Origin of the sequence: Agromyces bauzanensis (assembly GCF_014645655.1) — a bacterium.
GTDB lineage: Bacteria > Actinomycetota > Actinomycetes > Actinomycetales > Microbacteriaceae > Agromyces > Agromyces bauzanensis.
In genome coordinates, this window is record NZ_BMMD01000012.1 from 112,153 (window position 1) to 121,115 (window position 8,963).

At 69.3% G+C, this 8,963-nt stretch carries 14 protein-coding genes and 1 tRNA gene; 7 read left to right on the top strand and 8 right to left on the bottom strand.

Annotation, left to right across the window (positions count from 1 at the left end; all coding sequences use genetic code 11):
- Positions 1–11: 11 nt before the first annotated feature.
- Positions 12–749 carry a LysE/ArgO family amino acid transporter gene (locus IEX31_RS11485; protein WP_188743573.1) on the bottom strand — a complete coding sequence of 246 codons (738 nt, stop codon included), beginning with the start codon at positions 747–749 and terminating at the stop codon, positions 12–14.
- A gap of 71 nt (positions 750–820) precedes the next feature.
- Between IEX31_RS11485 and IEX31_RS11490 the strand changes: the two genes are divergently transcribed.
- Both IEX31_RS11490 and IEX31_RS11495 read left to right on the top strand, forming a co-directional pair.
- Positions 821–1,714: a LysR family transcriptional regulator ArgP gene (locus IEX31_RS11490; RefSeq protein ID WP_188743574.1), complete on the top strand. Its 894-nt coding sequence runs from the start codon at positions 821–823 to the stop codon at positions 1,712–1,714.
- A gap of 103 nt (positions 1,715–1,817) precedes the next feature.
- The gene (locus tag IEX31_RS11495; RefSeq protein WP_188743575.1) at positions 1,818–1,991 is read left to right on the top strand and encodes a CsbD family protein; all 174 of its coding nucleotides are present in this window, start codon (positions 1,818–1,820) and stop codon (positions 1,989–1,991) included.
- Positions 1,992–2,082: 91 nt separating this feature from the next.
- On the opposite strand, the gene IEX31_RS11500 is transcribed toward IEX31_RS11495, so the two are convergent.
- From IEX31_RS11500 to IEX31_RS11510, 3 genes are all read right to left on the bottom strand, one after another.
- Complete coding sequence (locus IEX31_RS11500; RefSeq protein WP_188743576.1) at positions 2,083–2,295, bottom strand: dodecin; 213 nt, start codon at positions 2,293–2,295, stop codon at positions 2,083–2,085.
- Between the two features lie 93 nt (positions 2,296–2,388).
- A complete protein-coding gene (locus tag IEX31_RS11505) occupies positions 2,389–3,606 on the bottom strand; it encodes a pyridoxal phosphate-dependent aminotransferase (protein WP_188743577.1) in 1,218 nt (405 codons plus the stop codon).
- A gap of 61 nt (positions 3,607–3,667) precedes the next feature.
- Positions 3,668–4,075, bottom strand: coding sequence for a DUF7144 family membrane protein (locus IEX31_RS11510; RefSeq protein WP_188743578.1), 408 nt, complete (start codon positions 4,073–4,075; stop codon positions 3,668–3,670).
- A 310-nt stretch (positions 4,076–4,385) separates the two neighbouring features.
- On the opposite strand from IEX31_RS11510, the gene IEX31_RS11515 reads away from it, so the two are divergent.
- From IEX31_RS11515 to rplA, 5 genes are all read left to right on the top strand, one after another.
- A tRNA-Trp gene (locus IEX31_RS11515) sits at positions 4,386–4,458 on the top strand.
- A gap of 40 nt (positions 4,459–4,498) precedes the next feature.
- Positions 4,499–4,774, top strand: a complete 276-nt coding sequence (gene secE / locus IEX31_RS11520; RefSeq protein ID WP_188743579.1) for a preprotein translocase subunit SecE — start codon at positions 4,499–4,501, stop codon at positions 4,772–4,774.
- 62 nt (positions 4,775–4,836) lie between these two features.
- Positions 4,837–5,763: a transcription termination/antitermination protein NusG gene (gene nusG, locus IEX31_RS11525; protein ID WP_188743580.1), complete on the top strand. Its 927-nt coding sequence runs from the start codon at positions 4,837–4,839 to the stop codon at positions 5,761–5,763.
- A gap of 159 nt (positions 5,764–5,922) precedes the next feature.
- A complete protein-coding gene (gene rplK / locus IEX31_RS11530) occupies positions 5,923–6,351 on the top strand; it encodes a 50S ribosomal protein L11 (RefSeq protein ID WP_055863240.1) in 429 nt (142 codons plus the stop codon).
- 78 nt (positions 6,352–6,429) lie between these two features.
- Positions 6,430–7,119 carry a 50S ribosomal protein L1 gene (gene rplA / locus IEX31_RS11535; RefSeq protein WP_188743581.1) on the top strand — a complete coding sequence of 230 codons (690 nt, stop codon included), beginning with the start codon at positions 6,430–6,432 and terminating at the stop codon, positions 7,117–7,119.
- Positions 7,120–7,216: 97 nt separating this feature from the next.
- Here rplA and IEX31_RS11540 read toward each other — a convergent pair whose 3' ends face one another.
- From IEX31_RS11540 to IEX31_RS11555, 4 genes are all read right to left on the bottom strand, one after another.
- Positions 7,217–7,795: a TetR/AcrR family transcriptional regulator gene (locus IEX31_RS11540; RefSeq protein WP_188743582.1), complete on the bottom strand. Its 579-nt coding sequence runs from the start codon at positions 7,793–7,795 to the stop codon at positions 7,217–7,219.
- 64 nt (positions 7,796–7,859) lie between these two features.
- Positions 7,860–8,219: an SPW repeat domain-containing protein gene (locus IEX31_RS11545; protein ID WP_188743583.1), complete on the bottom strand. Its 360-nt coding sequence runs from the start codon at positions 8,217–8,219 to the stop codon at positions 7,860–7,862.
- Positions 8,220–8,373: 154 nt separating this feature from the next.
- Entirely contained in the window at positions 8,374–8,661 is a 288-nt protein-coding gene (locus tag IEX31_RS11550; RefSeq protein ID WP_188743584.1) for a DUF2188 domain-containing protein, read from the bottom strand.
- Positions 8,662–8,681: 20 nt separating this feature from the next.
- On the bottom strand, positions 8,682–8,867 hold the full coding sequence (locus tag IEX31_RS11555; protein WP_188743585.1) for a hypothetical protein: 186 nt from the start codon (positions 8,865–8,867) through the stop codon (positions 8,682–8,684).
- Positions 8,868–8,963 lie beyond the last annotated feature (96 nt).

The window sequence follows — 8,963 nt, forward strand, 5'->3', positions numbered from 1 at the left end:
GGAGGACCAGATCAGCGCGGGAGCACGAGCGACATGCCCAGCACGATCATGACGACGGCGATCACCGCGTCGAGCACGCGCCAGGCGCGGGGGCTGCCGAGCACGCCGCCGAGGAGCCGCGCGCCGTACGCAAGGCCGAAGAACCACGCGATGCTCGCGATGCCCGCCCCCACGGCGAACGCCCAGCGGCCGTCGCCGTGGGTGTTGCCGACCGAACCGAGCAGGAACACGGTATCGAGGTACACGTGCGGGTTGAGCCAGGTCAGGGCGAGGCACGTGAGCACTGCGGCGGCGAGCGTCGTGCGCGACTCAGGGGAGGGGGCCGTTACCGCGCGGGGAGCGGCCGCGACGGTCACGGATGCCGCGGGCGAGCGGCCGTCCCGAGCCGCGTCGCTCGCGGCATCCGTCACCCGCTCGACCGCCGGAGCCGCCGGAGCGGGTTCCGCGACGAGCGCGGCTCCGCTCGGACGCACCGCACGCCGCGCGGCGAGCAGGCCATACCCGACGAGGAACGCCGCGCCCAGCCAGCGGATGACCTCGACGAGCCACGGCACCGCCTGAAGCACCGCGCCGACGCCCGAGACCCCCACGACGATGAGCGCGAGGTCGCTGAGGGCGCAGATCGCCGCGACGGCGAATACGTGCTCCCTGCGGATGCCCTGCCGAAGCACGAAGAGGTTCTGCGCGCCGATGGCGATGATGAGCGAGAGGCCGAGGCCGAGGCCGGCGATGAGCGACGAGACGGGCACGTTTCGACGTTAGGCGGCTTGGAGTCCGCAATCCAGCTCAGGATTCTTCAGCAGCATTAGCATGGCTTCAGATGGAGATTCCGCTCGACCTCGCCCGCACCCTCGCCGTCGTCATCGACGAGGGCACGTTCGACGCGGCGGCGCGCCGTCTGCGACTCACGCCCTCGGCGGTGTCGCAGCGCGTCAAGTCGCTCGAGCAGCAGCTGGGGCGCGTGCTGGTCGTGCGATCCAAGCCCGCTCGCGCCACCGACGCGGGCGCGGCCGTCGTGCGCCTGGCCCGCCAGCTCGCGCTGCTCGAGCAGGACGCGCTCGCCGGGTTCGGCCTCGACGCGGCATCCGATCGTCCCGTCTCGATCCCGCTGGCCGTGAACGCGGACTCCCTCGGCACCTGGTTCCTGCCGGCGCTCGCCCGGGTCTCGGAGCGGTACGCCGTCGTGTTCGACCTGCACCGCGACGACCAGGACTTCACGGCGGGCCTCCTCGAGTCGGGCACCGTCATGGGCGCCGTCACCTCGCAGGCGACGCCGGTGGCCGGATGTCTCGTGCAGCCCCTCGGGGTCATGCGCTACCAGGCCGTGGCCACCCCCGGCTACGTCGCGCGGTGGCTTCCCCACGGGCCGACCCCCGAGGCCCTCGCCCTGGCTCCGCGGGTCGACTTCGACCGGCGCGACGACCTGCAGGCCGAGTACCTGCGCGAGCTCGGCGTCGACGTCGAGCACCCCGCCCGGCACTTCGTGCCCGCGTCGAACGACTTCGCGACCGCGATCAAGCTCGGGCTCGGCTGGGGACTCCTGCCCACGTTCCAGTCGAAGACCGAACTCGGGCGTCGAGAGCTCGTGCACCTCGGCGGGCGACCCATCGAGGTGCCCTTGTACTGGCAGCAGTGGAACCTCGGCTCTGCGCTCCTCGAGGCGATCGCCCACGAGATCGGCGCCGAAGCGCGCCGAGAGCTCACCCCGCCGTAGCGCGTCGTCACCGCCGAGGCAAGCCCCTGCCGATTCCGGAGTTCGTCGCCTTCACTGGAGATCAGGGCACGGCAGACCGCCGCCCGCTGGAAGGAGTTCGACGATGGGTATCGACGACCGCATGGAGAACACGGCCGAGGACCTCGGCGGCAAGATGAAGGAAGCCGCCGGCAAGGCGACCGACGACGAGCGCCTCGAGCGCGAGGGCAAGGCAGACCAGGCCAAGGCGGACCTGAAGAACGCCGCCGAAGACGTCAAGGACGCGTTCAAGCACTGACGAGTCCACGCACTGACGAGGCGAGCGCCCGTCGTTCGGAGCCGGGGGGCCCGACGGCGGGCGTTCCCATGCCCGGAACGCCGCGCGCCGATCAGGCGTCTTCGATCCGGAACCCGACCTTGAGCGTCACCTGGTAGTGCGCGACGGCGCCGTCCTCGATCTCGCCGCGCACCGAGACCACCTCGAACCAGTCCATGTGGCGGATGGTCGCCGCCGCGCGGGCGATGCCGTTGCTGATCGCGCCGTCGACCCCCTCGGGCGACGTGCCGACGATCTCGGCGACCCGATAGGTGTGATTGCTCATCGTGCCCTCCTCCGCGCGGGACACGTCGTCGTGCCCGCTGCCGCCGACGTTACCCCACCTGCTCGGCGAGAGCGCGGTGACCGGGGAAACGGATCAGGCGAACAGGCGCTGCAGGCGCTGCACGCCCTCGAGCAGGGGCGCGTCGCCGAGTGCGTAGCTGAATCGCAGGTACCCGCTCGGTCCGAACGCCTCGCCCGGCACGGCCGCCACCTGGGCCTGCTCGAGCATGAGGTCGGCGAGCTCGAGCGAGGTGGTCGGCGTGACACCGCCCCATTCGCGGCCGAGCAGCCCGGAGACATCCGGGTACACGTAGAACGCGCCCTGCGGCACCGGCACGGTCACGCCGTCGATCTTCGACAGCTCCGCGACGATCGTGCGGCGGCGGTTGTCGAAGGCGCGGCGCATCTCCTCGACCGCGTCCTGCGGGCCGGTGAGGGCGGCGATGGCGGCGCGCTGCGAGATGTTCGACACGTTCGACGAGAGGTGGGACTGCAGGTTCGCGGCGCCCGTGATGACGTCGGCGGGGCCGACCATCCAGCCGAGCCGCCAGCCGGTCATCGCGTAGGTCTTCGCCACGCCGTTGACGAGGATGGCCTGGTTCGCGAGTTCGGGCACCGCCTCGACGATGGAGACCGCGCGCGGAGGCACGCCCTCGGCGTCGTCGGCGTAGGTGAGGTTCTGGTAGATCTCGTCGGACACCACCCAGATGCCGTGCTCGAGCGCCCACTCGCCGATCGCGCGCACCTGGTCGGCCGGGTAGACGGCGCCCGTCGGGTTCGACGGCGAGACGAACAGCAGCACCTTCGTGCGATCGGTGCGTGCGGCCTCGAGCTGCTCGATCGTGACGAGGTAGCCCTGGTCGGCGCCCGCGAACACGTCGACCTGGACGCCGTCGGCGAGCTTGATCGCCTCGGGATACGTGGTCCAGTAGGGCGTCGGCACGAGCACCTCGTCGCCCGGGTCGAGCAGCACCTGGAACGCCTGGTACACGGCCTGCTTGCCGCCGTTCGTCACCACGACCTGGCCGGTGCCGACCTCGAGACCCGAGTCGCGCAGCGTCTTCGCGGCGATGGCCTCGCGGAGCTCGGGCAGGCCGGCCGCCGGGGTGTACCGGTAGTTCTTCGGGTCGCGGGTGGCCGCGAGGGCAGCCTCGACGATGTACTCGGGCGTCGGGAAGTCGGGCTCGCCTGCCGCGTAGGAGATGACCGGATGCCCCTCCGCCTGGAGTGCTTTGGCCTTCGCATCGACCTTCAGTGTCGCGGACTCGGCGATGGCGGCGATTCGGGCGGAGAGGCGCGGGTGTTCGGTCACGGATCCAAGCCTAGGGGCCGCGACAGTCGCACGACAGGTGCGGATGCGGCGCAGGACACCGTCAGGCGCGGGCGGCCCTGAGCTCCCTCCCGTGCACCGTGAGGGCGTAGATCACGAGGATGTCGAGCGTGAGCACGATGAGCGACCACCACGGCTGCAGCGGCAGCATCATCAGTTGGCTGAGGGCGTTGATCGCGACGAGCACGATGGCGGTGACGCGGGCCCATGTGGCGCCGCTGAACAGGGCGACGCCGACGAGGATCAGCAGGACGCCGAAGATGGCGTGCCACCAGCCCCACCCCTGGACGTTGAAGAGCACGAGCCCCCCTTCGCTCGCCACGAAGTACGCGCTGCCCGGTTGGAAGACGGCGATGAGGCCGTAGATGATGTCGATGGCGCCCGCGATGATCAGGACGATGCCGGCGAACCAGCCCCACCCGACCCAGCCGGTGACCTGGGTGTCACTCATGTCGAACACTCCTTCACTTCCTGCTGCGCCGGCGACGTTCGCGCCGACGGTGTTTGCTGGGCGTCAGGCTAGCGGTGCGCGGCACTGCGGCGACGGGTCCTTGGTCCTACGTCCACCACGGTGAGATGACGGACGCGCTCGCCGGCATCCGCTCGGCTTTACTCTGCCCCCGGCGTCGCATACACTTGCTGAGGTTGTTGAAGTCAGCCAAGCTTGTCTGCGCCTATTTTCAGGGCTCACCCCAGAAGAACGTGGTCGACTTGTGCTGTCCAGACAACGGTGGAAGACCCGGTGCATCCGGTGGTTCCATAGGGCGGTGGCTCAATTGGTAGAGCAGCGGTCTCCAAAACCGCAGGTTGCAGGTTCGAGTCCTGTCCGCCCTGCGAGCCGGCAGCGAATGCCGGCCCACGAAAGGTGTACGAGGTGGCACGGAAGATCATCGACGAACCCGGCGAGGACGTCGTCGCCAACGCGAGGCGGGATCGCGCCGCGAGGCGCAATCCGTTCGCTCGGATCGCCCTGTTCGTCCGGCAGGTCATCGCCGAACTGAAGAAGGTCGTCACCCCGACCCGCAAGGAGCTCGCGAGCTTCACGGTCGTGGTGCTCGTGTTCGTCATGATCATGATGGCGATCGTGTGGGCCTTCGACCAGTTGTTCGGCTGGCTCGTGCTGTACGTCTTCGGAACTCCGGGGGTCTGATCGGGCCGTCGGCACCGAGACCTCCGCGCCGCAGGCGCGCGGAAGAGAAGGAATCGAGAGAAGTGTCAAGGACTGAGCGCGACGACGTCGACTGGGCCACGGCTGCCGAGCAGTCGTCGGAGGAGGACGAGGTGCAGGAGGGCTCGAGCCTCGTGCACGACGAGGACTCGGTCGAGGCGGCCGAGCACCGCGCCGTGCACGTCGTCGACGACGAGGGCAACGACGTCGACCTCGACGCCGTGCTCGACGCGATGGCCGAGGCATCCGATCCCGAGGCCGACGCCGTCATCGACGACGCCCTCGAGATCGACTCGCCCGAAGAGGCCGAGGCGGCCTTCGAGGCCGTGATCGAGGAGGACGCCGAGGTCGTCGACCCGTACGCGGAGTTCCGCAGCGAACTGCGCTTCCTCCCCGGAAAGTGGTACGTCATCCACTCCTACGCGGGCTTCGAGCGTCGCGTGAAGGCGAACATCGAGCAGCGCCGCGAGTCCATGGCCATGGCCGACTACATCTTCCAGGTCGAGGTTCCGATGGAAGACGTCGTCGAGATCAAGAACGGCCAGCGCAAGATGGTGACACGCGTGCGCATCCCCGGCTACGTGCTGGTGCGCATGGAGCTGAACGAGGAGAGCTGGTCGGTCATCCGCCACACACCCGGCGTGACGGGCTTCGTCGGCAACGCGCACAACCCGACGCCGCTGCGCTTCGAGGAGGCCTTCAACATGCTGAAGCCCCTCGTCGACATCAAGGACGTCGCGCCGGCCAAGGGTGCGAAGGCCGGGGTGGCCGCCGGCGCGGCCCGCGCCATCCCCGCCGAGGTCGACTTCGAGGTCGGCGAGACCATCACCATCAAGGACGGCTCGTTCGCGGGCCTGCCGGGCACGATCAGCGAGATCAAGCCCGAGAGCGGCAAGCTCACGGTGCTCGTCTCGCTCTTCGAGCGCGAGACCCCGGTCGAGCTGAGCTTCGACCAGGTCACCAAGCTCTAACCTCCACAGCCCTCGCGCAGCGACCCTCCGGTATCATCGGAGGGTTGTGCCGCGACAGGCGCATCGACCACCGCGATCCGGATCCGCCGGAACTGCGGGAGAGTGCCCCGCCCTTCGACAAGCTCAGGGAGCGGGCGTTCGAACAGAAAGAGAGAAATCATGGCACCGAAGAAGAAGGTCACTGGTCTGATCAAGCTTCAGATCAAGGCCGGCGCCGCGAACCCGGCCCCGCCCATCGGCCCGGCCCTGGGTCAGCACGGCGTGAACATCATGGAGTTCTGCAAGGCGTACAACGCCCAGACCGAGTCGCAGCGCGGCAACGTCATCCCCGTCGAGATCACCGTCTACGAGGACCGTTCGTTCACGTTCATCCTCAAGACCCCGCCTGCCGCCGAGCTCATCAAGAAGGCCGCCGGCGTCGCGAAGGGCTCGGGCGTGCCGCACACCACGAAGGTTGGCAAGCTCACGCAGGCCCAGGTGCGCGAGATCGCCGAGGCGAAGATGGTCGACCTCAACGCGAACGACCTCGACGCCGCGTCGAAGATCATCGCGGGCACCGCTCGTTCGATGGGCATCACGGTCGAGTAGTCGACCAACACAGAACTCACGCACTCGTGGCAGCGCCTGCCAGGCGCAGATGACCACACTCTCTCAAGGAGAAGCAACATGGCACAGAAGTCCAAGGCCTACCGGGCCGCGGCCGAGAAGATCGAGGCCGGCAAGTACTACACCCCGAGCGAGGCCGTGGCCCTCGCCAAGGAGACCGGCTCGGCGAAGTTCGACTCCACGGTCGAGGTCGCGCTGAAGCTCGGCGTCGACCCCCGCAAGGCCGACCAGATGGTGCGCGGCACGGTCATCCTCCCGCATGGCACCGGCAAGACCGCCCGCGTCATCGTGTTCGCGACCGGCCCCGCGGCCGAGGCCGCGATCGCGGCGGGCGCCGACGAGGTCGGCGGCGCCGAGCTCATCGAGAAGGTCGCCGGCGGCTACACATCGTTCGACGCGGCCGTCGCCACGCCCGAGCTCATGGGCCAGGTCGGCCGTCTCGGCAAGGTGCTCGGTCCCCGCGGCCTCATGCCGAACCCCAAGACCGGCACCGTCACCCCCAACCCGGCCAAGGCCGTCGAGGACATCAAGGGCGGCAAGATCGAGTTCCGCGTCGACAAGCACGCCAACGTGCACTTCGTCGTCGGCAAGTCCTCCTTCACTGCAGCGCAGCTCGAGGAGAACGCGAAGGCCGCCCTCGAGGAGGTCGTGCGCCTCAAGCCGTCGAGCGCCAAGGGCCGCTACATCCAGAAGGGCGCCGTGTCGACCACGTTCGGCCCCGGCATCCCGCTGGACGTCAACGCCATCTAGTCTCGTCGCAGACGCCCGAGGGGCTCGCCGGTTCGCCGGCGGGCCCCTCGTCGGCTCCGGGCGCTTCACCCGACGGTGGACGTCAGCCGCCCCGGGATCAGGCGAGCGCCGACGAATCCAGCCCAGCGCAGATCAGCTCGGCGAGGGCGTGCAGGTCGGGTGCGCCGTCGGTGGCGGCGTCCTTGTGGTCGGCGAGCGGCCGAATCGTCAGGATCGCGACCCAGGCCACGGCGGCTGCGTGGAGTGCGCGCGCGGCGATGGGGCGGAGCATGCTGCCGCGCAGGACGCGCTCGACGACGGCCTGCACCTGGCCGCGATGTTCATGCAGCTTGGCCCTGACCTCGGGGTGCGTCCGCTGCTCGCGCCAGATGATGACCCGCAGCACCGCCGAGTCGTCCTGGAGCTCGGAGAGCCGTCCGGCGAGGTTCAGGAGTGCGCGTACGGGGTTGCCCGGCTCGATGAGCGTGTTCGCATCGATGGGTCCGAGGTCGAGTCGCTCGACCACGAGCGCACGGAGGAGGTCGGCCTTTGCCGGGAAGTAGTAGAAGAGCAGCCCCTTGGGCACCGCTGCCAGCTTCGCGATGCTCGAGGTCGGCGTGGCATCGAAGCCGCGCTCGGCGAAGAGCTGCTCGGCTGCGTCGAGGATGCGCAGGCGAGCGCCGTGCGTCTCCGTCACACCGAACCCCCAACGGAACGAGGGGACGGCAGGTCGATCGCCTGCCGTCCTCGGACCGGGTGCGTCAATGCGTGATCGCGTCGTGGTGTGCGCGCATGCTCGGCCTGATGGCGAGCGCGGCGACCACCAGGGCGACGGCCCCGCAGGTCCACGACATCCACGCGGCGCCGAACGTCGTGGGATCCGCGTAACCACCGACCCACGGCGAGACGATCAGCAGCACGCCGAGTGCTCCCTGGACGTACTCCATGGCGACCAGGCCCGGCCACGCGAGGTTCACGAAACCCGAGATCACGAGTAGCACGCCGAGCGTGACCATGATCGCGACGGATGCGCCCATCGGGGGCACGAACAGCGTCGACACTGCCACGACGACACCGGCGGCGATCGCCACCCAGTCTTCCCATCGAGTCCATTTCTTCATCGAAACCAGCCTCCTCGGGTTGGTGCCACCCCTTTCGGGCTCACCTCAACAGTAGGACTGATTGACCGACCGGTCAATCAGGTCCGACGAGCCTCCCGGGCCCTCCTCTTCCTCGGTGGGCGGTGGCTCGACCGGAACGCAGCGTACGCCGGGCTCAGGATTCGCGCCCGCGCTCGGGAACGGTGCCGTCACCCGGGTCCGCCGGGTCGACCGGCGAACCCGCGTCGCGGTCGACCTCGACGACCTCCTCGTCGTCGATGATGACGCCCGTCTCGTCCGACTCGATCACGCGGTGCCGGGTTCCACGGGTAGCGGCGAGCTCCCGGCCGGCGTCGATCGCCTCCTCCTTCGACCGGAAGCTCTGCGAGAGCTCCGGCTCGCCGATCACCCGGTTCACCCACTGCCCGCGCTTTGAGACCGTCACCACATCGCCGTCCGTCATCGGTTCCCCTTCCATTCCGGTCAGGCCCCGTCGAGGCCGTCGTCGTACGAATCCTCCTCGTCGCGGAGGCCCTCGTGCTCGAGTGCCTCGAGGTCGAGCTCCTCGTCGGTGGGCACGTGCTCGCCTGCGACGGCGCCGTTGACCGCGCGCTCGCGCCATTGCTCCTCGTCCTCGTCGGCGGGATCGCCGTACCCGGGGTCGCTCATTGGTGCACCATCGTTTCTGTAGCGCGAATGCGTCGCTCCGGATGAGGATTCCTGTTGAACCGTCGGCCGGTGGCTGACCGCCAGCGTCGCTTGTCC

What these genes read in the sequence shown, in the direction of transcription:
- IEX31_RS11500 (WP_188743576.1), bottom strand. Translation starts at nt 2,295, where the DNA reads ATGAGCAATCACACCTATCGGGTCGCCGAGATCGTCGGCACGTCGCCC.
- rplK (WP_055863240.1), top strand. Translation starts at nt 5,923, where the DNA reads ATGGCACCGAAGAAGAAGGTCACTGGTCTGATCAAGCTTCAGATCAAG.
- IEX31_RS11490 (WP_188743574.1), top strand. Translation starts at nt 821, where the DNA reads ATGGAGATTCCGCTCGACCTCGCCCGCACCCTCGCCGTCGTCATCGAC.
- IEX31_RS11495 (WP_188743575.1), top strand. Translation starts at nt 1,818, where the DNA reads ATGGGTATCGACGACCGCATGGAGAACACGGCCGAGGACCTCGGCGGC.
- IEX31_RS11550 (WP_188743584.1), bottom strand. Translation starts at nt 8,661, where the DNA reads ATGACGGACGGCGATGTGGTGACGGTCTCAAAGCGCGGGCAGTGGGTG.
- IEX31_RS11510 (WP_188743578.1), bottom strand. Translation starts at nt 4,075, where the DNA reads ATGAGTGACACCCAGGTCACCGGCTGGGTCGGGTGGGGCTGGTTCGCC.
- rplA (WP_188743581.1), top strand. Translation starts at nt 6,430, where the DNA reads ATGGCACAGAAGTCCAAGGCCTACCGGGCCGCGGCCGAGAAGATCGAG.
- IEX31_RS11555 (WP_188743585.1), bottom strand. Translation starts at nt 8,867, where the DNA reads ATGAGCGACCCCGGGTACGGCGATCCCGCCGACGAGGACGAGGAGCAA.
- IEX31_RS11545 (WP_188743583.1), bottom strand. Translation starts at nt 8,219, where the DNA reads ATGAAGAAATGGACTCGATGGGAAGACTGGGTGGCGATCGCCGCCGGT.